The sequence below is a fragment of the Nonomuraea longispora genome (assembly GCF_004348345.1).
GTDB classification, from domain to species: domain Bacteria; phylum Actinomycetota; class Actinomycetes; order Streptosporangiales; family Streptosporangiaceae; genus Nonomuraea; species Nonomuraea longispora.
This window is the reverse complement of record NZ_SMJZ01000152.1, coordinates 1-22,917: the sequence shown is the minus strand read 5'-3', so window position 1 is coordinate 22,917 and position 22,917 is coordinate 1. Positions and strand designations below refer to the sequence as shown.

At 73.3% G+C, this 22,917-nt stretch carries 20 protein-coding genes and 1 pseudogene; 11 read left to right on the top strand and 10 right to left on the bottom strand.

Features of this window, described 5'->3' with window-relative positions; translation table 11 throughout:
• The 3 genes from E1267_RS31310 to E1267_RS31300 all read right to left on the bottom strand — a co-directional run.
• Positions 1-5,366, bottom strand: a 5,366-nt coding sequence (locus tag E1267_RS31310; RefSeq protein ID WP_132337794.1) for a type I polyketide synthase, incomplete at its 3' end; no start/stop codon positions are given.
• Between the two features lie 119 nt (positions 5,367-5,485).
• Positions 5,486-6,496, bottom strand: a complete 1,011-nt coding sequence (locus tag E1267_RS31305; RefSeq protein WP_132337792.1) for a 3-oxoacyl-ACP synthase III family protein — start codon at positions 6,494-6,496, stop codon at positions 5,486-5,488.
• Between the two features lie 442 nt (positions 6,497-6,938).
• Positions 6,939-7,616 carry a TetR/AcrR family transcriptional regulator gene (locus tag E1267_RS31300; protein ID WP_132337790.1) on the bottom strand — a complete coding sequence of 226 codons (678 nt, stop codon included), beginning with the start codon at positions 7,614-7,616 and terminating at the stop codon, positions 6,939-6,941.
• 154 nt (positions 7,617-7,770) lie between these two features.
• Here E1267_RS31300 and E1267_RS31295 point away from each other — a divergent pair, with 154 nt between their 5' ends.
• A complete protein-coding gene (locus tag E1267_RS31295; RefSeq protein ID WP_246064372.1) occupies positions 7,771-8,889 on the top strand; it encodes a serine hydrolase domain-containing protein in 1,119 nt (372 codons plus the stop codon).
• A 16-nt stretch (positions 8,890-8,905) separates the two neighbouring features.
• Here the strand turns inward: E1267_RS31295 and E1267_RS31290 are convergent, their stop codons facing one another.
• Positions 8,906-9,667, bottom strand: coding sequence for a helix-turn-helix transcriptional regulator (locus E1267_RS31290; RefSeq protein ID WP_220449761.1), 762 nt, complete (start codon positions 9,665-9,667; stop codon positions 8,906-8,908).
• Positions 9,668-9,930: 263 nt separating this feature from the next.
• On the opposite strand from E1267_RS31290, the gene E1267_RS31285 reads away from it, so the two are divergent.
• The 3 genes and pseudogenes from E1267_RS31285 to E1267_RS47710 all read left to right on the top strand — a co-directional run bounded on the left by E1267_RS31285 (position 9,931) and on the right by E1267_RS47710 (position 12,584).
• The gene (locus E1267_RS31285) at positions 9,931-11,472 is read left to right on the top strand and encodes an alpha/beta hydrolase (RefSeq protein ID WP_132337784.1); all 1,542 of its coding nucleotides are present in this window, start codon (positions 9,931-9,933) and stop codon (positions 11,470-11,472) included.
• Positions 11,473-11,530: 58 nt separating this feature from the next.
• Positions 11,531-12,148: pseudogene (locus tag E1267_RS47715) on the top strand (response regulator); the annotation flags it as partial.
• 82 nt (positions 12,149-12,230) lie between these two features.
• Complete coding sequence (locus E1267_RS47710) at positions 12,231-12,584, top strand: response regulator transcription factor (RefSeq protein ID WP_342774915.1); 354 nt, start codon at positions 12,231-12,233, stop codon at positions 12,582-12,584.
• 116 nt (positions 12,585-12,700) lie between these two features.
• Here E1267_RS47710 and E1267_RS44765 read toward each other — a convergent pair whose 3' ends face one another.
• Both E1267_RS44765 and E1267_RS31275 read right to left on the bottom strand, forming a co-directional pair.
• Positions 12,701-12,877 (bottom strand): hypothetical protein, encoded by a 177-nt coding sequence (locus E1267_RS44765; RefSeq protein WP_165959895.1) that lies wholly within the window; start codon positions 12,875-12,877, stop codon positions 12,701-12,703.
• Between the two features lie 16 nt (positions 12,878-12,893).
• Positions 12,894-14,081 (bottom strand): erythromycin esterase family protein, encoded by a 1,188-nt coding sequence (locus E1267_RS31275; protein ID WP_132337782.1) that lies wholly within the window; start codon positions 14,079-14,081, stop codon positions 12,894-12,896.
• A gap of 90 nt (positions 14,082-14,171) precedes the next feature.
• On the opposite strand from E1267_RS31275, the gene E1267_RS31270 reads away from it, so the two are divergent.
• From E1267_RS31270 to E1267_RS31250, 4 genes are all read left to right on the top strand, one after another.
• Entirely contained in the window at positions 14,172-14,855 is a 684-nt protein-coding gene (locus E1267_RS31270; RefSeq protein ID WP_132337780.1) for a TioE family transcriptional regulator, read from the top strand.
• A 31-nt stretch (positions 14,856-14,886) separates the two neighbouring features.
• Positions 14,887-15,501: a class I SAM-dependent methyltransferase gene (locus E1267_RS31265; protein WP_132337778.1), complete on the top strand. Its 615-nt coding sequence runs from the start codon at positions 14,887-14,889 to the stop codon at positions 15,499-15,501.
• Positions 15,502-15,626: 125 nt separating this feature from the next.
• Positions 15,627-16,349, top strand: a complete 723-nt coding sequence (locus E1267_RS31260; protein WP_132337776.1) for a VOC family protein — start codon at positions 15,627-15,629, stop codon at positions 16,347-16,349.
• Between the two features lie 453 nt (positions 16,350-16,802).
• The gene (locus E1267_RS31250; RefSeq protein ID WP_181957862.1) at positions 16,803-17,615 is read left to right on the top strand and encodes an alpha/beta fold hydrolase; all 813 of its coding nucleotides are present in this window, start codon (positions 16,803-16,805) and stop codon (positions 17,613-17,615) included.
• 29 nt (positions 17,616-17,644) lie between these two features.
• Here the strand turns inward: E1267_RS31250 and E1267_RS31245 are convergent, their stop codons facing one another.
• Positions 17,645-18,823, bottom strand: coding sequence for an NAD(P)/FAD-dependent oxidoreductase (locus E1267_RS31245; protein ID WP_132337774.1), 1,179 nt, complete (start codon positions 18,821-18,823; stop codon positions 17,645-17,647).
• A gap of 201 nt (positions 18,824-19,024) precedes the next feature.
• On the opposite strand from E1267_RS31245, the gene E1267_RS31240 reads away from it, so the two are divergent.
• Positions 19,025-20,218 (top strand): cytochrome P450, encoded by a 1,194-nt coding sequence (locus tag E1267_RS31240; RefSeq protein WP_132337772.1) that lies wholly within the window; start codon positions 19,025-19,027, stop codon positions 20,216-20,218.
• On the opposite strand, the gene E1267_RS46700 is transcribed toward E1267_RS31240, so the two are convergent.
• Positions 20,164-20,550: an erythromycin esterase family protein gene (locus E1267_RS46700; RefSeq protein ID WP_246064371.1), complete on the bottom strand. Its 387-nt coding sequence runs from the start codon at positions 20,548-20,550 to the stop codon at positions 20,164-20,166. The genes E1267_RS31240 and E1267_RS46700 overlap by 55 nt on opposite strands.
• A 186-nt stretch (positions 20,551-20,736) precedes the next feature.
• Positions 20,737-20,955 carry an erythromycin esterase family protein gene (locus E1267_RS46695; protein WP_246064373.1) on the bottom strand — a complete coding sequence of 73 codons (219 nt, stop codon included), beginning with the start codon at positions 20,953-20,955 and terminating at the stop codon, positions 20,737-20,739.
• Between E1267_RS46695 and E1267_RS46690 the strand changes: the two genes are divergently transcribed.
• Positions 20,884-21,081 carry a hypothetical protein gene (locus tag E1267_RS46690; protein ID WP_246064370.1) on the top strand — a complete coding sequence of 66 codons (198 nt, stop codon included), beginning with the start codon at positions 20,884-20,886 and terminating at the stop codon, positions 21,079-21,081. The two genes, E1267_RS46695 and E1267_RS46690, sit on opposite strands and share 72 nt — an antisense overlap.
• A 113-nt stretch (positions 21,082-21,194) precedes the next feature.
• Positions 21,195-22,067: a GNAT family N-acetyltransferase gene (locus E1267_RS31230; RefSeq protein WP_132337770.1), complete on the top strand. Its 873-nt coding sequence runs from the start codon at positions 21,195-21,197 to the stop codon at positions 22,065-22,067.
• A 4-nt stretch (positions 22,068-22,071) separates the two neighbouring features.
• On the opposite strand, the gene E1267_RS31225 is transcribed toward E1267_RS31230, so the two are convergent.
• A partial coding sequence (locus tag E1267_RS31225; protein WP_132337768.1) for an NAD(P)/FAD-dependent oxidoreductase occupies positions 22,072-22,917 on the bottom strand: 846 nt, incomplete at its 5' end.

The window sequence follows — 22,917 nt, the reverse complement described above, 5'->3', positions numbered from 1 at the left end:
GTGCGGGCGGCGAAGCGTCCCTGCCCGGTCAGGACGATCTCGTCCTCCTGCCCGGGGCGGGCCAGCTCGTCCAGGACTCGTTCGGCGTCGCCGGTGGCGTCTCCGCCGCGGTGCACCGACACGCGCCGGATCTGCAGGCGGGGCTGTTCGTTGGCCAGGGTGCGGGTCGCGCCCCACACGGCCGAGGCCACCGGCGTGGTGGCGCCGCCGGGGCCGGGCAGGGCCGCGCACTCGTCGGTGACCAGCCACAGCGTCGCGGTGGTGGACGGCGGCAGTTGGGCGCAGGCCTGCGCGACGGCGCGCAGGGTCGCGATGTGGCCGGTGACCTCCTCGACGACGGTCTCGGGCGGCTCGGCGTCGTTCCGGCCGGGCGGGTCTTCGACGACGAGGACGAAGGTGACGGCGGTGGCGTCCTGCGGAACGCGGGCCAGCAACCGCGCGGCGTCCTCTGTGGCGCCGGCGCGTTCGGCGCGGCCCTGCCCGGCGATCAGGTGGGTCAGCGCGTCGGCCAGCGCCTGCTCCCGAGGACCGTCGCCCGGGTCCGTGCGGCCGGCGACGACGATCCACGTCTGCGCGTCGTCGAGCGGGGGCCGCTGCGGGGGGAGGGCCGTGCCGGAGGCGGCGGCCAGCAGGAGCGAGCAGGAGGCGCGGCCGGGTTCGTCGTCGGCCAGGTGCGCGACCTCGTGGTATCCCGCCTGGGCCAGCACCTGCGGCCAGCGTTCCGCCTCGACCAGCGGCGAGTGCGGCCGCAGGTCCCGGTCGGCGTGGCCCCAGTAGCCGGGCAGCATCCCGGCGTAGGCCGCGACGGGCGGCCGGTGGGGTTCGACCGCCAGCAGGTGCCCGCCGGGCGCCAGGAGCCGCGACAGGCGGGCGAGCGTGGCGGCGAGGTCGGCGGACAGGTGCAGGGTGTGGGCGGCGATCACCAGGTCGAACGAGCCCGGCGGCAGGCCCTGCCCGTCGGGGTCGGCGTCGAGGTCGAAGCGGTGGAAGTCGACGATGTCGGATCCGGCCAGCCGCCGTTGCGCCCGCGCCAGGACGACTTCGTCGACGTCGGTGACCAGGTAGCGGGTGCGGTCGGCGGGCAGGACCGGCAGCAGCATGGCCGCCGTGCCGGCGCTTCCCGCGCCCACCTCCAGGACGCGCAGCGGCCGGTCGGCCGGCCAGCGTGCGGCGATCTCCTGGGCTACGGCGCGGATGAGCCGGTTGCCGTGCAGGGACAGGGGCGCGATGTCGTGCACCTGCTCCAGCAGTTCGGCGCCGCCGCCGGGCTGCAGCAACTCGGCGGGGTCGTACGCGCCGCGCAGGAGGGGGGTCAGGTGGCGTACGCACAGCGCGGTCAGGGCCTGTTCGGCGGCGAAGGGCGTCGCCTGCCCGAAGAACGCGGCGTCCGGCCCGGCGGAGGGCTGCCCGGTCAGGTGGAAGCGGTCCGGGCCCGTGCGCCGGGCCAGGCCGTGGCGTTCCAGGAGCGGCAGGGCGTGCCGCACCATCGCCGTGCCGCGCCCCGCCACGCCGGCCCGCGCCAGGTCGTCCGTGCCGAGTTCGCGGCCGGCCGGGCTGACGATCTCCTGCAGGGCGGCGGCCAGGGCGGCGGCGAACGACGCCTCCGCGCGGTCGGCGAATCCGGCGTGGCCCAGGGCCCGCCAGGCCGTACGCAGCTCGGCGAGCCGATCGGCGACCGCGTCGGTGAGCTCCGCGGGGCCGGCCAGCGGCCATGGCGCGCCAGGCGTGCCGTCGTGCGGCAGGGCGCGCAGTTCGGTGCGGAAGTGTTCCAGCGGCAGGACCGTGCTGAGCTGGGTGCGGCGCAGCCGGCAGCCCTGCACCTCGACGGTGACCGTGCCGTCGGGGTCGGCCACCAGGATGTCCCAGCGCACCTCGTCGTCGCCGCGGGCGCGTTCGCGCACGTACAGGATTCCTTCGGCGGCCGGGGCGCGCCACACGCGCACCGCGCCGATGGCCGAGGGCATGAAGGCGTTGCCCTGCAGCATGGTCTCCACCATCCAGGCCACGCCCGCCTGCAACGCGCTGTCCAGCAGCACCGGGTGCACGTGATAGCGGCCTTCGGCCTGGGCGGGCACGTGGTAGGCGGCCAGCGCCTCGCCCTGGCCCGGCCGCAGCCAGGTCAGGACCCGGAAGGCGGGGCCGTAGGCCATCCCACCGCGGGCGGTGTCGCGGTAGAAGGCGTCCACGTCGGCGTCGGCGGTGGCGGGGATGCGGGCGCGCAGCGCGGCCAGGTCGAGCGGCGGTGGGCAGGGCCGCGTCAGTGGCCGTACGCGGGCCCGGAAGTGCTCCTGCGGCGGCAGCGCCAGGTCGTCGGTGCTGGAGACGACCACCGCGCCGGTCTCCGGCGACAACGACGTCTGCGTGTACAGGGGCCGGGCTTCGGCCGACTCGGGGATCACCAGCGCGCGGGTGACGGCCGCCCGGTCGACCTCCAGGGCCTGGCCGCTGTCCGGCATGGCCAGCCGGGCGGCCGACAACGCCATCTCGACGTATCCGGTGACGGGCAGGACGGGCAGGCCTCCGGCGCGGTGGTCGACCAGCCATGGCGCCAGCGTGCGTTCGACCGGGCCGTGCCAGGTGGGGTGCGGGGCCGGCAGGCGCTCGCCGAGGAGGGGGTGCTGCAGCGCTCCGGTGCCGCTGGAATGCATCCACGTGTCGGGGCCGCCGATCCAGTACCGCTCGCGCTGCCACGGGTAGGAGGGCAGGGACACCACCCGGCCGGGGCGGGGGAAGTAGACGTCCCAGTCGAGGCGGGCGCCGGAGGCGATGATCTCGGCGGTGACGGCCGCCGCGGAGGTTGCCTGCTCGCGGCGCAGGGTCGGCACCACGCAGGCGCGCCGGCGGGCCTGCCCGGTGACGCGGCGCAGGTAGGAGCGCAGCACCGGATGCGGCCCCACTTCGACGAAGACGTCGTGGCCGCCGGCCAGCGCGCCGTCGACGGCGTCGGCGAAGCGCACGGGCTCGCGGACGTTGAGCCACCAGTAGCCGGCCGTCAGCTCGGTCCCGTCCAGCTCGCCGCCGGTCACGGTGGACAGCAGCGTGACCGCGGCGGGACCGGGGTCCAGCCCGTCGAGGGAGCGCAGCAGCGGTTCGCGGACGGCGTCCATGGCGGCGCTGTGGAAGGGGTAGTCGAGGTCGAGATGGCGGACGAACACGCCGTCGGCCTCCAGCTCCGCGCCGAGCTGCTTGAGCCGCCCCTCAGGTCCGGCGAGCGTGACGTCGCGGTCGGTGTTGACCGCGGCGATCTCCACGTCCGGGCAGCGGTCGAGCAGGGCGCGGGCGCGCTCCTCCGGCAGCCCGACGGCGGCCATGCGTCCCGTGCCCATCGTGGCGGCCTGAGCGGCGCCGCGCGCCGCGATCACGCGCGCGGCCTGATCCAGCGACAACGCGCCGGCGGCGTAGGCGGCCGCGACTTCCCCCACGCTGTGCCCCAGCACGGCCTGCGGGTGGACGCCGGCCGCGCGCAGCACGGCCAGCAGACCGGCCTGCACGGCGAACAACATGGGCTGGGCGACCTCCGTCGCCGACAGCCGCCACTGCGCGGGCGGCTGCCGCATCTCCCGCAGCACCGACCAGCCCAGGTACGGCCGCAGCGCGGCGTCGGCCTCCTGCACCGCCGTACGGAAGGTCTCGTCGCCGGCCAGGAGGTCGGCGCCCATGCCGGCCCACTGCGAGCCGTTGCCGGAGAAGACGAACACCACCCGGCCGTGCTCGGCCGCATCCGCCGTCGCCGCCCCGGTCGGCGCGTGCTCGACGCCCTGCGCCTGGCCGGGGGCGGGTGCCTGGTCACGGTTTCCCGCCTGGCCGGGGAGCAGCCCCAGCAGGGCGCGGGCGGCCCGCGCGGGCGAGTCCGCCAGGGCCACCGCCCGGCGGGGGTGGCCGCCCCGGCGGCGGGTGGAGGTGTAGGCGCAGTCGTACCAGGCCTGCTCGTCGTCGCCCAGGCGCGTCAGATGGTCGGCGGTGCGTTCGATCGCCTGCCGCAGCGCCGTCTCGTTCCGGGCCGACACCATCACCGGCAGCGCCCGCGCGGTCTTTTCAGAGGGCCCGCGGGAAGGCAGGGCCGGCGGCGCGGCGAGCGTGACGTGCACGTTGCTGCCGCCGAAACCGAAGGAGTTCACCCCCGCCAGCGCCCGCCCGCCGCCGGGCGCGTTCACCTCGCGGGCCTGCGTGGCCACCGACAGGTTGAGTCCGGCGAAGTCGATACGCGGATTCGGCTCCTCGGCGTGCAGGGAGGCCGGAATCCTGCCGTGCCGCAGCACCAGCAGCGCCTTGAACAGGCCCGGCATGCCCGACGCCGGCTCCAGATGGCCGACATTCGACTTGACCGACCCGATGGGCAGCGGCCCCCGCGCGCGCAGGCGGCCGAGCGCCCGGCCGAGCGCCTCGCATTCGGCCGGGTCCCCGGCCTGGGTTCCGGTGCCGTGCGCCTCCACGTACACCAGGTCGTCCGGGTCGAGCCCGCCCGCCCCGTATACCTGGCGCAGCAGCGTCTCCTGCGCCTCGGCGCTGGGCAGCGCCAGCCCCATGGTGCGGCCGTCGTTGTTGGTGCCGGCGCCGACGATGACGCCGTGGACGCGGTCGCCGTCCGCCAGCGCGTCGGTCAGCCGCTTCAACAGCACCACGCCGCCGCCCTCGGCCCGTACGAACCCGTCGGCCTGGGCGGAGAAGGCGGCGCACCGGCCCGTGGGGGAGAGCATCTGCGCCTGGCTGAACCCGGTGAAGCCGCCCGGGGAGACGAGCACGTTCACGCCGCCGGCCAGCGCCAGCCGGCTGGTGCCCGCCAGCAGCGTCCGGTAGGCGCGCTCGACCGCCAGCAGGGAGGAGGAGCAGGCGGTGTCCACGGCCATGCTGGGGCCGTGCAGGTCGAAGGTGTGGGAGATGCGGTTGGCCGCGATCGACAGCGTGGCGCCCGCCATGGTGTAGGCGGTGACGTCCCGCTGCTCCAGCATCTGCTGGAAGCCGTAGGAGGTGTCGGAGATTCCGACGAACACGGCGGTGTCACTGCCCGCGAGCGCCGCCGGATCCACGCCCGCGTCGTCGAGCGCCTCGGCCGTCATCTCCAGCAGCAGGCGCTGCTGGGGGTCCATGGCGGCCGCCTCCTTGGGGGAGATCTTGAAGTAGGCGGGGTCGAAACCGGCGACGTCGCCGAGGAACCCTCCCGCCCTCGTGTAGCTCTTGCCGGGGCGGGGGGTGTGCTCGTCGACGAAGCGGTCGGCGTCGAAGCGGTCGGGCGGCACCTGCCCGACCAGGTCGCAGCCCTGTTCGAGGGCTTGCCAGAGGCCGTTCATGTCGGTGATGCCGCCCGGCAGTCGGCAGCCCACACCGATCACCGCGACCGCCGTGTCTGTCCCCTTGGTGCCGCTCATGCGCCAGCTCCCTCGATGTCACTGTCCGTCAGTGATCAACTACTATGTGATGACGGCGGTGACCGCAACGAGGGAGGCCGCTACGGCGCGGCGGCCGCGTACGCACCGTGCTGCTGCTCCTACCAGCGCAGCAGCACGGTTCCCTCGCTGAGCCCGCTGGCCACGCCCACGAGGGCGACCAGGTCGCCGCGCTTGAGCCGGCCCGCGCGTTCGGCGAGGTACAACTGCATCGGCAGGGTGGAGGCGGCGAGGTTGCCGTGGTCGACGATCGTCACCTCGGCCTTGCCCGCGGGGGCGTTCATGAGCTCGCACGCCCAGTGCAGCGCCGCGAGTGACGGCTGGTGCACGCAGGTCACGGCCATGTCGTCCCAGTCGAGGCCGCGCTCGGCGAGCGGCCTGCGCAGCACTCCGAAGTCCAGTTTCTGCACGCCGATGGCCAGGCCGATCGGATCGATGGTGAAGGGCCCGGTACGGAACCCGCCGGCGTGGTCGCGGATGAACGGCATGATGGAAGCCGACCAGTCGGCGGAGTTCGCGCCGAACGCGTGCCCGAGCACGCCGGGGCTGCCGCTGCGTTCCAGCAGCAGCGCCGTGCCCGAGTCCGAGACCGTGTAGGAGGGGATCGCCGGCTCGAAGTCGTCCTGCGACTCCAGCCGCCACTGGATGCTGGCGGTGATGAGCTCGCCGCAGACGATGAGGACCGTACGGTGGTCGCCTGCGGTGATGAGCGCGTCGGCGAGGTGAATCGCCCGCAGGACGCTGTTGCAGGCGTCCCGTACGTCGAAGACCGGGCAGCCTGCCCCCAGTTTGGCCGCCACCATGTGCCCCGTCGCCGGTTCGACGGCGTCGCCTGACACGCCCGCGTAGATGATCAGGTCGATGGCGGGCGGCGTGTGTCCCGTCTGCCGCAGCAGCCGGCGGGCCGCCGCCGCGGCCAGGTCCGACGCCATGCACTCCGGCGGGGCGACATGGCGTCGCCGCACGCCGCTGTGCCGTTCGATCAGGCCCCGCGGGACGCGGATGCCGGGGTTGCGCTCGGCCAGCAGGTCTTCCAGCTGCTCCGTGGTCAGGCTGTGCTCCGGCAACTGCGCCGCCACCCCGGCCACCCGGGAGTATCGTTCCCCGCTCATTCCGCTCCGTCCCGCACGTGCGCGGACCGCATGGCGGGGCGGCACCAGGGCCGGGACCGCCGATCGGGCATGCCAGGTCCGCTCTTTTAGGAAACAGGCGCTCACGATAGGCGGGTTCCGGCCGCGATCACAGGTGAACCGCCGAGGCGGCGATCATGCTTGCCCCGGCCTTGACCTGCGCCGTCACCAGTGCTGTCACCGGTGACGGCGCCGGCGTGCTCGCCGGGCCCGGCCGCCCGCCACGCCCCGCGCCGGGGCCGCCGCCCTGGACGCGCTCGCCGCGCGCGGTAAGGGAAGGAGAAGCGACGGCCGGAGACGTCGGGGCCGGTACCGTCAGGTCGGGTCGGCGTGGCTCACGAGGCGCAGGCGCCGGTTACGGTCCGGTGCGGGCGTGGTTCGGCGGAACGGCTTCGGGGCCACGGGTGTCGAGGTGCCCGGCTCGTCACCGGCCGGGCGAAGTGGCGGGGCGGGGGATCGCGGTCTCGATCTGGGCGAGTTGGGCCGCGAGGATCGTGGCGAAGACGGTGTCCCGATTGTCCGACAGGGGGCGGATGTCGCGGGCGAAGTGGGCCAGGGCGGGGAAGTGCGCCGGGTCGGCGCCCAGCACCGCGACCCGGAACGACTCCAGGCCCTGCTCCTGCTCCTCGGGGGTGACGCTGCCGATGGCCGCCTCGGACGCGATCAACGCCGCCAGCAAGATCGCGAGCCGGTGGTAGTGCGCGGGGATCTCGCTCTCGGGCAGGCCCGATGCGCGCAGGGCCTGCAGCGTCTCCTCGATGACCAGCCGGGAGCCGGCGCCGCCCGAGACGTGGCGCCCCCAGATCACGGCGACCTGGGGGTGCCGGCCGAAGGCCTGTCGCAGGCGCATGGCCACGGTGGTGATGCGCTGTTTCCAGTCGCCCTCGGGGCGGTAGCCGTCCATGGCGGCGATGAGGACGCGGTCGGTGACCGCGCGCAACAGCTCCGTCTTGTTGCGGAAGTGCCGGTAGAGGCTGGAGGAGTCGGTGCCGAGCGCCGCGGCGAGCCGGCGCACGCTGAAGGACTCGGCATCTCCCGCGCGCAGCAGCTCCGCCGCCGTGTCCAGGATCTCGTCAGCCGACCAGCGCCTTCGGCCCGTCATGTCACCCCTCTCGTCCGGACCCAATCTAGACTATGCACGCGCCGTTGCGCGCACCGCGTGCATAATGGGGGCGCGTACCGACGGCGGGACCGCGCGGCTGCACCGCCGCCTGCCCCGAGCCGTCACATCTGCCGATCACGGAAGGACACGTGTCGTGAACAACCCCCTCGATCCCACGGCCCTGCGGACAGCCCTGCAAGACGTCCACCGCGCGGGCATGCCCGGACTGTGGGCCGAGGTGCGCGACGGCGAGCAGGTCTGGCAGGGCGCCGCCGGGGTCGCCGACGTCGTCACCGGCCGTCCCGTCAGCAGCGGCATGCGCCACCGCGTGGGCAGCGTCACCAAGACCTTCACCGCCGCCGCGGTGCTGCAACTGGCCGAGAACGGTCAGATCGGGCTCGACACGCCGATCGGCCACTACCTGCCGCGGCTGGTCCCCGGAGAGCGCGGTGACGCGATCACGGTCCGGATGTTGCTCAACCACACCAGCGGCCTGGCCGAATACCTCCCTTATGCCTACGCCTCCCTCAAGGCGTTCCCCTCGCTGGCCGATACGAGGCCCGACAGCCTGGAGGAGCACCGGTTCACGCGCTTCCGTCCCGGCGATCTGATCGAGATGGGAGTCGCGGCGCCTGCCGCCGGCCCGCCGGGCGACACTCCTGGGACGTACTCCAACACCAACACCCTGCTGCTCGGCCGGCTCCTGGAACACGTGACCGGTACGCCGGCGGAGAAGGTGATCACGCGGAACGTCATCGAGCGCGCCGGGCTCCCCGACACCGGGTTCCCCGCACGACCGCAGCTCCATGGGCCCCACTCGCAGATTTACGAGGCGTGGTTCGGCATGATCGACCCGCCGCGCGACTTCAGCGTCTACGACATGTCGTGGGTGGGGCCGGCGGCGGCGCTGGTCTCGACCGTGACCGACCTCAACCGGTTCTTCGCCCTGCTGCTCGACGGGCAGATCGTCGCCCCGTCGTCGCTGGCGCAGATGCAGGCCACCGTCCCGGTCGTCTCCCAGGAGGGGAAGGTGATCGACTACGGTCTCGGCCTGCACCCGGAGGAGGTTCCCGGCGGCGGCACCTTCTGGGGCCACGGCGGCACGGTCTGGGGTGCCGGGACCCTGTCCATGACCCGCGCCGACGGCGGGCGGCAGCTGTCCGTCGCGGTCAACCTGCAGAGGTGGAACAGGCTCGACGCCTCGGGCAGGCCGCAGCCCCATCCCATCGACGGCGCGCTCGCCGCCTTCCACCAGGTCGCGATGGGCGGCTGAGCCCGAGCCCGGTCTGTCAGGCGGTCGTCTGGAAGCTCTGCGACCCGGTGACCCGCAGCAGGTCGAGCTTCTCCTGCGCGTCGGTGCCCTCGGTCGGGAAGAACGCCGGCATCTTGAGGTCTTCCTCGGGCGTGAGCAGCACTTCGCAGGTCAGGCGGAGCGTCCCGAGCTCCGGATGCAGGAAGCGCTTGCGGTCGAAACGGCGTACGGCGGCCTCGTGACGCTCCCACAGCTCGCGGAACTCCTGGCTGCGCTCCAGCAGGCCGTGCGCCATCTCCACCACGCCGGCCTCGCTGGCGCGGCGGGAGTAGGTCGCCCGCAGATCGTTGACGTGCGAGCGTGAATGCCGTGGCCAGTCCTCCTCGGGGAACTTGGCGCGGATCGCCGGCTCGGTGAACCATCGCCACGCGATCGACGCAGCGTGACGGCCCAGCACGATGTCGGCGAGGGCGTTCTGCCACAACATCTCGTGCAGGTCGGTGCAGATGCGGACCGGGACGTCGGTGAGCCTCTCGGCCAGCTTGGTCAACCCCGGCCGGATCCGCCGGCCGGCCCGGCGCGCCGGAGGCGCGAGCCCGGCCAGGCGGTAGAGATGGTCGCGTTCGTCCAGGTCGCAGCGGAGCGCACGGGCCAGGCAGGCCACGATCGCCGCGGACGGATTGGCGCCACGGCACTGCTCCAGCCGGGCGTAGTAGTCGCTGGACATGCCGGCCAGCGCCGCCACCTCGTCGTGCCGCAGACCCGGTGCGCGACGCCGTACGCCGTCGGGAAGGTCCACGTCGGCCGGACGCAGCAGGTCCCGGCGGCGGCGGAGGAAGTCGGCGAACCCGCACGGTCGATCACGCTGCCCAGTGTAGGGAGCGCTCCCACGCCCAACCAGGGACAGGTTGTCCCTGGTCGGGACGGACTGCCGCCGGGATCCTCCGGGCCGGCGCCCCGGCCTGGAGTACCGCAGGGCGGCGGTGGCAGGAGCCCGGTCCCGGCGGAAGATCGGTCACGCGGCCGACGAACCGGGGCGCGGGCGTCAGCAGGCTGAAAGACATGCCCGACCTCCGCCATCGCCTGCACAGGATGTCCTTCCGCGCCGTGTCCCTCCTTCCCGTTCCCGCGCATGGCCGTGTGCTGCGCCGCTTCTTCGAGTGGATGCACCGCGTTCCCGACCCGTGGCGGTACGAGAGCGAGCCCTACGAGCTGGCCAAGTACGAGACGACGTTGCGGCACATCCCCGGCCGCTCCTACCGCAGGGTCCTCGACGTGGACTGCGGTGAAGGGGCGTTCACCCGCCGGCTGGCCGGCGCCTTCCCGGGGGCCGAGTGCCGGGGGGTGGACATCTCGGAGCGGGCGATCGTACGCGCCACGGCCAAGGCGGGCGGGGCGGCCGGGGCGGCCGGGTTCGCCGCGCTCGACGTCCTCACCGAAGCTCCGGACGGCGTCTTCGACCTGGTCATCTGCGCGGAGACGCTCTACTACGCGGGCCGTGGCCGGCGGCTGCGCCTGGTCCTGTCGCGGCTGCGCTCGTTCATGGCACCGGGCGCGGTCCTGGTCCTGGTGCACGAATGGCCGGAGGCGCGCCGCCTCTACCGCCACCTCGACGCCGACCCGTCGCTGCGCAAGGTGGGCGAGCACCCGTACGACGACCCGGCGCGCCCGTACGCCGTCACCGTGTACGAACACGTGGGGACCGCCGCCCGCGCACCGGCTCCTGCAGGCGGGCGAGCACGGAGCCGGAAGCCGGCGGCGTGTGGCCCCGGGGCGCGGCTCGCGCGGACGGTGGCGTTGTCGGCCGCGCTCGCCGCCGGAACGGCCGCCGCCTGCCGGCCGGTGGCGGCCGAGCTGCCCCTGCCCGCGGCCTTCACCGCCCAGGCGCTGCAGGACACCTACGACCGGTACGCTTGGCAGGGCCGCCGGTTCCTGGCGTTGAGCCGCGAGGGCGACGGCCAGGCGATCGAGGTCGTGGGAGATCTGGCCCGCGCGCGCAGGGTCATCGTCTACGTGCCGGGCTCGGGGCAGAGCCTGGCCGCGTTCGACGACTCCCCGGAGAGTCCCGGGCGAGCGGCCCACGCGCTCCACGACGAGGCCGCGACCCTGGGTCCGGGGACCGCGGTGATCGGCTGGCTGGGTTACGACACACCGAGCCTCGCCCACCCAGAGATCGTCACCGTCTGGCCTGCCGACAGGGGCGCCGGACGGCTGCGGCCTCTCATCGACCGGCTGCCGCGGCACCTGCGGATCAGCCTCGTCTGCCACAGCTACGGCTCGGTGGTGTGCGCCCGCGCCGTCGCGGGGGGTTCGCCGGTGCGCGACCTCATCGTCGTCGGCAGCCCGGGCCTGGGCGTCAGGAAGGCGTCGGACCTACGTACGCCGGCGCGGATCTGGGCGATGCTCGGCCGCAACGACGACGTCCTGCGCGCCGGCCTGCTCATCGGGCCGTTCGGGTTCGGCGCCGACCCCGTACAAGCGGGGTTCGGCGCGCGAGTCGTCGACGGCGGCGACACCCGCCACCACGGCTACCTGCGGCCCGGCAGCCGCACCCTGACGGAGATCACCCACATCGCGGTGAGGGGGACCCGGCGGGCGGCGTGACCGGGCCCGCCAGAACGCCGTCGCCCGCGCACCCCGGTCCGTGGACGGGGCATGATGGATGCGCGGCGGGGGGCGGCCGCGGGGGTGCGGTGAAGGAATGATCGTCAAGGCTTGGATGAGCCGTCCCTGGGCGGGCGACGCCGCGACCGCCGCTGTGGTGCTGGCGGCGGAACTGCTCGGTTATCCCTATGCGGGGGTGGGCCCCAAGGTGGTGCTGATCGCGGCGGGGGCCCGGTCACGGGTGCGGCTGGCGTACCTGCCCGAACTGGTCGAGCTGGAGATCAACGATGAGGGGCGGTCGCGGCCCGGCGCCGTGAGGCCCGGGTTCGGGCTGGCGGGGATGGCCGAGCGGGTGTCATTGTGCGGCGGCGAGATCCGCGCCGGGCCCTCGCCTGGGGGAGGGCTTCACCGTACACGCCCGCATCCCGCTGCCGGAGACGATGTGATCAGAGTACTGCTCGTGGACGACCACACGGTGGTCCGCGTCGGGCTGCGCCTGCTGCTCGACACCACGCCCGACCTGACCACGGTGGGGGAGGCGGCCGGCGGGCACGACGCGGTACGCCTCAGCCACGACCTGCGTCCCGACGTCGTACTGATGGACCTGCATCTGCCGGACCTCGACGGGGTGGCCGCCACCGAGCGGATCGTGTGCGAGCTGCCGGAGGTCAGGGTGCTGGCGTTGAGCACGTTCGATCTGGAGGAGCACGTGGTCGCGGCGCTGCGGGCAGGGGGCGTCCGGCTTCCTGCCCAAGGACGTGTCGCCGGAGGAACTGATCGAGGGCATCAGGATCGTGCACCGGGGCGAGGCGACGGTGGCGCCCCGGCTGCTGCTCGGCCTCATCGGCACGTTCGTGCGCCCGGCCCGCCCGCGTACGGCCGTGACGCCTGCCGAGTTGTCCGTGCTGAGCGCGCGCGAGGTGCAGGTGCTGGAACTGATCGCGCGGGGCCTGTCGAACGCGCAGATCGCCGAGGAGGTGAAGCTGTCGATGTCGACGGTGAAGAACCGGGTGAGCGACCTGTTCGCCAAGCTCGGTGTGCGCGACCGGGCCCAGGCGGTGATCGTCGCGTACGAGGCCGGGCTGGTCACGCCACGCGGCGGGCGTCCATAGGCCGGGCGGGTCACCGATGCGAGGCGTCCCCTGCCCGCCGCAAGCGCGGCGTCCCGGCGTACGACGCGGCAACGCCGACCCTGCCGGCGCATGTCACGCGCCTCCAGGAGCCGCCCTCAGGCGGGCCTTTCGCCGAGTATGTGGGCGAGGCGGAAGGAGCTGTTGTCGGGCTTGTACTCGAACACCCCGATCGGTGCCCTGGCTGGATCGCCCCTGTCGGTGAAGTCGATCGGATGATGGCACACGAATGCGGCCCTGTTCCTGATCGTCTGGCTGAGCCAACCAACGATCATCCTTTGCTGAGCCTGGTCAGGCGTCTGCGGCGGGCGCGCGGCCGGGCCAATCCAGTTGTACGGCCTGCTTGACGAAGACGATTGCGTCGATCGTGTCGAGCTGGTCCTGGGCGAGCGGGAAATAGGCGAAATCGGGGGAATCGCGCTGGGCGGCCCCCTTGACGGCCTCGGTCAGGCGGCGGGCGTCGATGAGGGCGTGCTCCCACGGGAGCGTGGACAGGACTCCCTCGACTGTGCCGGGGTGCGGAACGTCGTCGCCGACCACGCCGAAGGCCGAGGCCAGGAAGGCGTACCGGTCGCCCAGCCGGGTCGCCGTGATCGCGCCCGCGCTCCACCACTCCAGCACCTGGTCGCCGAACGACATGAAGCTCTTGTCGCGCCGCAGGTGGAGGTTGCTGGCGAAGACCAGGGCGGGGCCGTGCTCGGCGACGGCGCCCAGGTTGGCCGCCATCATCGCGTCCCGCAGGGCCGACAGGCGGGTCCACCGCGCCGGGGACGCGTCGGCCAGCCAGTGGTGGTAGCGGAGCAGGCCGGTGGCGGTGCGCCCGTACAGTTCCGCCCGCTCCCGCTCCTCCGCGCTCAGCCGCGGCGCCTGCGTGTCGAGCAGCGCCACCAGCTCGTCGGCGATCAGCCGCAGCCGCTGGGCGTCGGCCGACCGGCCGATCGACTGGGACGGATCCATGGCCGTGGCCTCGTTCGACCACCGCTCGTCCGGGCCGAGCAGCGCGTCCAGCTTCTCCCTGGTGCACGGCAACGGGCCGTCGAGGAGGGCGTGGAGGGCGGTGAGCGGCTCACGCGGGCTGGCCGCCCAGTATTCCAGCGGGCCGTCGAACCCGAAGAACCTGACCTTCGCCTCATGCTCCTCGTTGTACTCCCGCATCCAGCGTACGAGCTCGCGGTTGGCCGGGAAGGCGCCGAAGTCGTGGCTGAAGCCGCGCTCCATGACGTCGTCGAGCGTGCCCGCACCCGTCGTGACGTAGTCGTCGACCAGGAGGCCGCCGAGGCAGTCGCTCTCGATGGCGAACGACCGGTAGCCCTCGTGCTCGACCAGATGCCGGAAGATCTCGTTGCGCACCTCGCCCAGCTCACCCACGAAGTGCCTGGCCTCGCCCAGGCCGAGGAGCAGAGGTCGGGCGGGAAGCGACCGGAGGAAGGCCGAGATACCCGCGCCGTCGACGGGCCGGGCGATGTCCTTGATGTCCATACGTTCAACGGTATCGTTGAACTTTCGATGTAGACTTTCTCCGAAACACTCCAGCTACAGCTCGGCGGAGCTTCAATCGGTGGTGCATTCATGAGGCCGGTGGACCTGGCGCGCGAGCACGGCCTGTCCACCCAGGCGGTCAGAAACTACGAGGACGCCGGCATCCTGCCCGCCGCCGAGCGCACCGTCCACGGCTACCGCACCTATACGCCGCTGCACGCCCACGCCCTGCGCGCGTTCGTCGCCCTCGTGCCGGGCCACGGCCACCCGACGGCCACGTCGATCATGCAGGCGGTCAACCGGGGCGCCGTCGACGACGCGCTGCGGCTCATCGACGACAGCCACGGCCAGCTCCTCGACGACCGCCGCACCCTCCAGGCCGTCGAGGCGGCGCTGCGCGACCTGGCACCCGTGCCGCAGGAGCGCGGCGACACGTTCATCGGTCCCCTGGCCAGCAGGCTCGGCATCCGCCCCGCGACCCTGCGCAAATGGGAGAACGCCGGGCTGGTCCGGCCGCGCCGCGATCCGCAGACCGGCTACCGGGTCTACAGCGCGGCCGACGTACGGGACGCCCGGCTGGCCCACCAGCTGCGCCGGGGCGGCTACCTGCTGGAGCAGATCGCCCCGCTGATCGCTCAGGTGCGCTCGGCCGGAGGCGTCGCCCCGCTGGAGTCGACCCTGCGCGAATGGCAGGCCCGGTTGTCCGCCAGGGGCCGGGCCATGCTGCAGGGCGCCGCCGAGCTGGACGCCTACCTCCGGGCCCGCGAACGCTGAGGCCGGCGGCGCTGAGACCTATGATGATCCGATGCGTCAGGCCGACCTGAAGCCCTACTGGAACACCAACGTCGCCCGGCACCCCGGCATCCTCCAGGCCGTCCCCGAGGGATGCGGCGATGCGCTGGACGTGGGCTGCGGCGACGGACTGCTCGTGCGGAAGCTGAGCGAGCGGGCGAAGCGTGTCACCGGCATCGACAAGTCGCCGCCGATGATCGCCCGCGCCCGTGAACTCGCCGCCGGCCACCAGGAAGTCACCTTCGTCGAAGGTGACTTCCTCACCGCCGGCCTCCCCGCCGAGGGCTACGACTTCATTTGCTCGGTAACTGCGATCCACCACATGGACTTCGAGGCGGCCCTGACCCGCATGCGTCGGATGTTGCGCCCCGGCGGCACGCTCGTGGTGGTCGGCCTGGCCCGCGAGACGACCCCGTCGGAGTGGGCAGTGAAGATTGCGGCCGCCCCCGTCGTGCGGATCGCCAAAGTACTGCGTCGCGCGCACGGCCCGGAGGGCATGCCGGTCGCCGACCCGCAGATGGGCTACGGGCAGGTGCGGGCCGCGGCGAGGCGACTGCTGCCCGGCGTGCGCTACCGCCGGCACGTGCTCCGCCGATATTCGCTGACCTGGGCAAAACCCGGCCGCTAGCGGCGGCTGTACGGCACCGGCACCCGCCTGAAATACGGTCGCATCGCCCGTCCCGGGTGGGTTAACGTTGTTGCCGTCACACGCCGGGCGACCCGCCCCGCGGGTCGGGAGACGGGAGACCGCTGATGGTCGCTCAACTCGTCGCGCTCTGCATCGATGCGGGCGACCCGCCCGGGCTCGCGCGGTTCTGGGCCGGGGTGCTGGGCCGGGAGCTGGCCGGTGACCCGCGCGACGGCATCGTGCTCCTGCCGGACGACGACACCGGGTTCCGCATCCGCTGCCTGCCGTCGCAGGAGAAGAAGACCGGCCAGAACCAGATCCACTTCGACCTGACGAGCACGTCCCCGGACCACCAGCGCGAGACGGTGGACAGGGTGCTCGCGCTGGGCGGGCGCCACATCGACATCGGGCAGCGCCCCGAGGAGGGTCACGTGGTGCTCACCGACCCCGAAGGCAACGAGTTGTGCGTGATCGAGCCGGGCAACCGGTTCCTCGCCGACTGCGGATTCATCGGCGCGCTGTCGTGCGACGGCACGCGGGAGGCCGGCTGCTTCTGGAGCCAGGCGCTGGGCTGGCCGCTGGTCTGGGACCAGGATGAGGAGACGGCCATCCGCTCGCCGCACGGCGGCCCCAAGATCACGTGGGGCGGCCCTCCGGTGGCGCCGAAGACCGGCAGGAACAGGCTGCACTTCGACCTCGCCCCGCCCGCCCACGGTGACCAGCAGGCGGAGGTCGACCGTCTGACCAGCCTCGGAGCGACGCGCATCGGCGCCGGCCCGTGCGAGGCGGGCGGGGTGGAGATGGCCGATCCCGACGGCAACGAGTTCTGCGTGCTGACGCCCCGGTAGGTTCGCCGCGGACGGCGGCGGGAGAGACGTCCTTATCCGGGGACGGGCCGTCCCTGGCTCTGCCACGTCGTCCGCGGCATCGTGAAGGGGCGGACAGAACCGACCTGGCCGATTTCGTGCGACGTTGCCGTACCCGGCTCGCCCCTGCCGACGTCGGTCTGGCGCGGGGCACGCGGCTGGAGCAGGCGAGAGGTTCGCGCCCGTCCCGCCAGATGCTCACCGCCGTCGCCCGCGCGCTGCGGCTGACCGGCGACGAGCGGGACCACCTGTTCCACCTGGCCGGCGAGGATCCTCTGAGGCCGCCATCTCCGCTCCCGCCGCCACCGGAACCGGGCGGGACCCCTACGGCGACGACCTGGTCGACGCCTACCGCACGCGATGAGGGCGGCGGTACGGCATAACCGCCCGGTCTGAGGGGATGGCGCCCAGGAGGCGACGTGACAGGAGGCGGTCGTGGACTGGACGCTGGACGAGGCATTCGAGACGCCTGACGGGGCCGTACGCTGGGCGGTCATGGGTCGCGGCGACCCGGTGGTGCTCGTGCACGGCACCCCGTACTCCTCCTTCTTGTGGCGGGATGTCGCACCGGCACTCGCCCTGACCCGCAGGGTCTTCGTCTTCGACCATCTCGGGTTCGGGCGGTCGGACCGCCACGAAGGCCAGGACCTCAGCCTGGCGGCCCATGCCAGGACCTTCAGGCGGCTGCTGGACCACTGGGACCTGTCGCGCCCCAGCGTGGTCGCCCACGACATCGGCGGGGCGGTCGCGCTGCGGGCGCTGCTGCTGGAAGGAGCGGACTACGGTGACCTCACCCTCTTCGACGCGGTGAGCGGCGGCCGGTGGGAAAGAGGGCTTTTCCAGCTCGTCCTCCAGCAGACGGAGGTCTTCCGGCAGCTGCCCGGCTACGCCCACGAGGCGCTGGTGGCCGCGCACCTGCGCCACGCCACCCATGCCGGCTTGCGGCCAGGAGTGCTCGACGCCTTCCTGGAGCCGTGGCGGGGCGCTGAGGGGCAGGCCGCGTTCTACCGCCAGTACAGCCAGATCAGGCAGGCGGACACGGCCGGGTACGAGCAGCTGCTGGGCGGCATCTCGGTGCCGGTGCGCCTCCTGTGGGGCCGTGAGGACCGTATCCTTCCCCCGGAGCACGCCCGCTGGCTGCACGAGAAGATCCCGCACGCCGAGCTCCACTGGGTAGAGGGAGCCGGCCATCTCCTCCAGGAGGACGCGCCGGCCCGCCTGACGGCCCATCTCACCGCGGCGTTCTGACCGGCGACGCCCGGACCGGAATCACCCGCTCACGTCGCCCGCGCGGCGATGGCCGGCCGCCCGGCACGCCGGCCGCCCCTGAACCACTTGTAGGAGCCGGGCACGCGAGCCTCACGGCGGATCCTGCGCACCGCGAGGTTGCAGGTCATCTCCTTGTACGCCGCGGCCATGCGGCCGTCGAAGTAGACGTTCATCGCGCTGTCGTCCTTGCGGGCGAACTGCCGCACGCCGCCACGCCTGCCGAGACTGACGCACGACCCCGTGAAAGCCAGGGTGATCGCCACCGGATCGGTGCCGGCGATGCGGCTCATCACGGTGTTGGCGGCCTGCGCCCCGAGCGGCCCGGCGGCGTAGCAGCTCATCCGCAGCGGCCGGCCCGACGGCGAAGCGGCGTCCCCCGCGGCGACGATGCGGCCGTCGCCGACGCTGGTCAGCGTCTCGTCGGTGAGCAGCCGGCCCAGCGCGTCGGTACGCAGCCCGCTCGCCGCCGCCAGTTGCGGCACACCGAAACCGGCCGCCCAGACCGTCAGTGCGCTCGCCCCCGTCCCGCCGCCGGCGAAGACGACCTCGTCCGGCCCGACCTCGCTCACCGCGGTCTCCTCCAGCACCGTGACGCCGTGCCGGGACAGCCACCTGGCCACGGACCGGCGGCCCGGCTCGCTCAGCGACGGCGCCAGGGTCCTGCCGCAGACCAGCGTGACCCTGCGTCCCCGCTCGGCCAGCTCGGCGGCCGTCTCGATGCCGGTCAGCCCACCGCCGACCACGGTGACCGGGGCGCCGAGGGGCACGTCGTCCAGACGGGCGCGCAGCCGCCGCGCGGCCTCCAGCTCCGCGATGTCGAACGCGAACTCGGCCGCGCCGGGCACCGACGACGGTATGGCCCCGGTGCTGCCGACCGCGTAGATGACGTAGTCGTACTCGATCGCGCCGCCCGAGGCCAGCCGCACCTCGCGGGCCACGGTGTCGATGTGCTCCGCGCTGTCGACGACCAGCCGGATGTCCGCACCGAGCAGCGTGCCGTAGCCGGCCGTGGCCTCGCCGGTGCCGGCGACGAACTGGTGCAGCCTGATGCGTTCCACGAACTCGGGGCGGGGATTGACCATGGTGACGTCGACGTCGGAACGCATCCGCAGGTGGTTGGCCGCGAGCGTGCCGGCGTAGCCGCCTCCGATGACGACGACCTTGTGACGTGCGTGAAATCCGGACATGGCGACGATTCCCTTCTCGGTCTCGGCAGGTGTTCGGGACACGCGGCCCGGATGGGGCCGGCGATGATCGCTCCCTCACCGGTCCGACAACGCGACACCGCGGAATGTGAGGCGACGCGCCGGCCTCACAGTTCGGCGCGCTGTCTTGTCGGACAGGTAGGACGGCAAGGGAGCCGGCACCACAGAATGGATGGTCAGAAGATGACGCAAGCGCTGGAAGCGCCGCTGTTCATGCGGCGCGACGGGATGGACCCGGTCGAGGAACTGGCCCTGGCCCGCGACCGCGAGGGTGTGGTGCGGGTGGACACGCCGTTCGGCCTGCCCGCGTACCTCGTCTGCCGCCACGAGGACGTCCGGCAGGTGCTGTCGGACCCCGCCCGGTTCAGCAGCGCCCGCACACCGTTCCCGGAAATCGGGCAAATGGACGCCGAGGAGCGGGCCAAGATGCAGGCCGGGCAGCTGATCGGGCTCGACCCGCCCGAGCACACCCGCCTGCGCCGGATGCTCACGCCGGAGTTCACGGTACGCCGGATGCGCCGGCTGGAGCCGCGGATCACCGAGATCGTCCAGGAGGCGCTGGACGATCTGGAGCGGGCGGGAAAGCCGGCCGATCTGGTGAAGCACTTCGCGTTGCCGGTGCCGTCGCTGGTGATCTGCGAGCTGCTGGGTGTGCCGTACGCCGACCGCGCCGAGTTCCACGCCCGTTCCGTGCGCCTGCTGGACACGTCCTTGCCGGCGGAGCAGCGACTCGCGGCGCAGCGGGAGGATCACGCCTACATGGCGGGCCTGGCCGCCCGCGCGCGGGCGAACCCGGGCGAGGACCTGCTCGGCATGCTGGTGCGTGAGCACGGCGACGAGCTCAGCGCCGACGAGCTCACCGGTATCGCGAAGCTGCTGCTGCTGGCCGGGCACGAGACGACTGCGAACATGCTCGGCCTGGGCACCCTGGCCCTGCTGCGGCACCCGGACCAGCTCGCCATGATCCGCGACGACCCCGCGCGGATCGAGCCCGCCGTCGAGGAGCTGATGCGCTGGCTGTCCATCGTGAACGGGCTGCCGCCGCGCACCACCATGGCGGAGGTGGAGATCGCCGGGCAGGTCATTCCCGCCGGCTCGCTCGTGATCCTCTCGATTCCCGCCGCCAACCGCGACCCCGCCCTGACCGGCGATCCCGAGACCCTCGACATCACCAGGGAAGCCGCCGGTCATGTCGGCTTCGGCCACGGCGTGCACCACTGCCTCGGGGCGCCGCTGGCGCGGATGGAGATGCGCATCGCCTTCCCCGCCCTGCTGCGGCGTTTCCCCGGCCTCGCCCTGGCCGATCCGCACGAGCGGGTGGACTACCGGGTCTTCAGCATCGTGTACGGCCTGCACGAGCTGCGGGTGACCTGGTAGGCCTCCACCTGTGCTCCCGGCTCCGAGCCTGCGGTACGTGAACCGGGAACGGACGTCCTGGCCCAAGGGTGTTCGAGGCTGTCAGGATTGGGGACGTCGGAGCCGCGGGTGCCGAAGGTGGTGGCCGCGAAGGCGTACTGGTCGCCGAGGCGGGTGCCGATGATGGCTCCGGCGCTCCACCACTCCAGTGTCCGGCCCGCCAGAGGGCCCCAGCCCTCCGGCAGCAGCCAGCTGCTCTTGTCCTTCCGCAGGTGGCTGTTCTGGGCGAAGACGAGGGTGGGGCCGCGACGGGCCTCGCGGGCCACAATGGCGTCGAGGTTGTCGGCCATCATCGCATCGCGCAGGCACAATCAGCGTGCCGACGCGGGTGGTCGCGGTGTCGGCCATGCCGGCGTGGTAGCGCAAGAGCCCGGCGGCGGTGCGGGCGTACAGGTCGGCCCGCCACCAGCCGTCAGGGGAGATGGCGGCCGTCAGGTGAGGAATGTGCGCGGTGAGCAGCGCGCGCAGATCATCGGCGATCAGGCGTAGCGGGGGCTGGCGGCGCCGGTCATCTCCAGAGGGCCGTCGAAGCCGTAGAAGCGAAGCCGCTCGTGCGGCGGACGCTGCTCGTTGTGGGCGCGCATCCAGCGCAGGAGCTCGCGGTTGGCGGGTGAGGCGCCGAGGCCATGGCTGAAGCCGCGGCTCATCGCGTCGTCGAGGGTGCCGATGCCGTCGGCGACGTACGCGTCCGCGGCCAGTGCCGCCAGGCAGTCGCTCTCGATGACGATGGAGCGGTAGCCCCGGTGTTCGACGAGGTGTCGGAAGAGTTCGTTGCGCAGTTCGGGGAAGGCTTCGACGCCGTTGGTGGGCTCGCCGAGACCTAGCAGGCGGGTGGCCGTGGGCAGGAGCGAGGCGAGGGCACCGCCGGTGAACGGAAGCGGGCGCCCGCCCGGAAATTCGGATGCCGGCGCCCGCCGGAGTGGTGTTTGATCGGGCGATGGCTGTCGAGATGGGCAGCCCGTCGGCCGACGGGCTCGGTGACGTGGTGCGGGCGTTGGAGAAATGGCAGGACGACACCGTGCCCGTGCAACTGCATCCGGGAGATGTGGGCTGGTACTGGCGCTTCGGCGCGGAGCGTACGGCGCAGGCCACGCGGACCTGGAGCCGGGCCGGGGAGATCCTCGCGGTCGGGCTGCTGGACGGTGCGGACCTGCTGCGGCTGGCGTTCGCGCCGCGGGCGCTGCGCGACGAGGAGCTCGCGCGGCAGGTGGCGAGCGACGTGTCGGGGCGTGGTGTGCTGCCCGAGGGCAAGGTCTCCGTCGAAGCGCCGATGAGTGCGCTGATCCGGGACGTGTTGTCCGAGGACGGCTGGGGGAGTGGCGAGCCGTGGACGCTGCTCCGGCGCGACCTCGGCGCCCCCGTGCCGGATCCCGGCGTCGACATCGAGGTGGTCGGGCCGGAGCAGGCGCGCGAGTGGGCCGCGGCCCTGCGGGCGTCGTTCGGCGGGTCGACGTCCACCGACGAGCGCTGGCACGCGATGGCGGCAGGCGTTCCGTATGCCGGCGCGCGGTGCCTGGCCGTACGCGACGAGCGGGGCGAGATGGTGGCGGTCGTGATCGTGTGGTCGGCGGGTGTGGGCAGAATGGGGCTGATCGAACCGATGGGGGTGCACCGGGAGCACCGCGGCCACGGCTACGGCCGGGCGATCACCATGGCCGGGGCACGCGCGCTGCGGGAGCTGGGTTCGTCCAGCGTGGTCGTGTACACGCCGAGCTCCAACGTCGGCGCCGTCGCCACCTACCGGTCGGCAGGGCTGGAGCAGGTGTCCGAGAGGCGAGACCTGTGCCGCGACGCGCGCCACGCCCCCTGAGAGGTCAGGCGAGCATCCGGACGATGCCCGTGAACAGGCCGGGCAGGCTGCGGGCCGCGGGCACCACCAGCCGGGCCGTGCCGGCGCGGCGCGCGGCCTGCACCAGCGCGCCCGTCAGCAGCCGGTGCGTGCGGGACAACCGCGACCACGCGCCGTCGTAATCCTCCGGCCGCTCCTCGACCAGGCACCTGACCAGCAGTTCGGCCGAGCGCACCGCCAGCGAGACACCCTCGCCGGTGAGCGCGTCCACATAGCCGGCCGCGTCCCCGACCAGCAGGACACGCCCCGCGCGGCGGGAACGCGCGGCCTGGCGCAGCGGGCCCGCGCCGCGCACCACGGTGACGGCCGGGCCGCGCAGACGGCGGGTCAGGCCGGGGAAGCCGCGCAGGTGCTCGTCGTAGCCGCGCCGCACCGAGCTGAGTATCGCGACGCCGATCAGGTCGGCGGCGACGGGAGTGACGTACGCCTCGCCCGCGTTCGACCAGTGCACCTCGACGAAGTCGGTCCACGGCTCGATCCTGTAGTGCCTGCGCTGGCCGTACCTGCGGGGACCGCGCGCGGGCAGGTCGAGGCCGAGCGAGCGGCGCAGCGGCGAGTGCAGCCCGTCGGCGGCGACGAGCCAGCGGGCCCGCAGCCCGGCGGCCTCCACGCCGTCCCGGTCCTGCGAGACGCCCGTGATCCTGCCGGTGACGGTCTTGACGCCCAGCTCGGCGGCTCGCCGCGCGAGCGCGGAGTGCAGGTGCGTACGGCGTACGCCCAGGCCGGGTGCGGCGGAGAACGCGGCCCGCACCTCACGCCGGCCGTCGAGGTAGTGAATGCCGCGGAACTCGCGCCCCTCGACCTCCACCCC

Bases quoted from the DNA above. Each gene is read 5' to 3' on its own strand.
- E1267_RS31305 (WP_132337792.1), bottom strand. From the start codon at position 6,496: ATGAGCGGGGAACGATACTCCCGGGTGGCCGGGGTGGCGGCGCAGTTG.
- E1267_RS31300 (WP_132337790.1), bottom strand. From the start codon at position 7,616: ATGACGGGCCGAAGGCGCTGGTCGGCTGACGAGATCCTGGACACGGCG.
- E1267_RS31285 (WP_132337784.1), top strand. From the start codon at position 9,931: ATGCCCGACCTCCGCCATCGCCTGCACAGGATGTCCTTCCGCGCCGTG.
- E1267_RS44765 (WP_165959895.1), bottom strand. From the start codon at position 12,877: ATGATCGTTGGTTGGCTCAGCCAGACGATCAGGAACAGGGCCGCATTC.
- E1267_RS31275 (WP_132337782.1), bottom strand. From the start codon at position 14,081: ATGGACATCAAGGACATCGCCCGGCCCGTCGACGGCGCGGGTATCTCG.
- E1267_RS31270 (WP_132337780.1), top strand. From the start codon at position 14,172: ATGAGGCCGGTGGACCTGGCGCGCGAGCACGGCCTGTCCACCCAGGCG.
- E1267_RS31265 (WP_132337778.1), top strand. From the start codon at position 14,887: ATGCGTCAGGCCGACCTGAAGCCCTACTGGAACACCAACGTCGCCCGG.
- E1267_RS31260 (WP_132337776.1), top strand. From the start codon at position 15,627: ATGGTCGCTCAACTCGTCGCGCTCTGCATCGATGCGGGCGACCCGCCC.
- E1267_RS31245 (WP_132337774.1), bottom strand. From the start codon at position 18,823: ATGTCCGGATTTCACGCACGTCACAAGGTCGTCGTCATCGGAGGCGGC.
- E1267_RS31240 (WP_132337772.1), top strand. From the start codon at position 19,025: ATGACGCAAGCGCTGGAAGCGCCGCTGTTCATGCGGCGCGACGGGATG.
- E1267_RS46700 (WP_246064371.1), bottom strand. From the start codon at position 20,550: ATGATGGCCGACAACCTCGACGCCATTGTGGCCCGCGAGGCCCGTCGC.
- E1267_RS46690 (WP_246064370.1), top strand. From the start codon at position 20,884: ATGGCTGAAGCCGCGGCTCATCGCGTCGTCGAGGGTGCCGATGCCGTC.
- E1267_RS31230 (WP_132337770.1), top strand. From the start codon at position 21,195: ATGGCTGTCGAGATGGGCAGCCCGTCGGCCGACGGGCTCGGTGACGTG.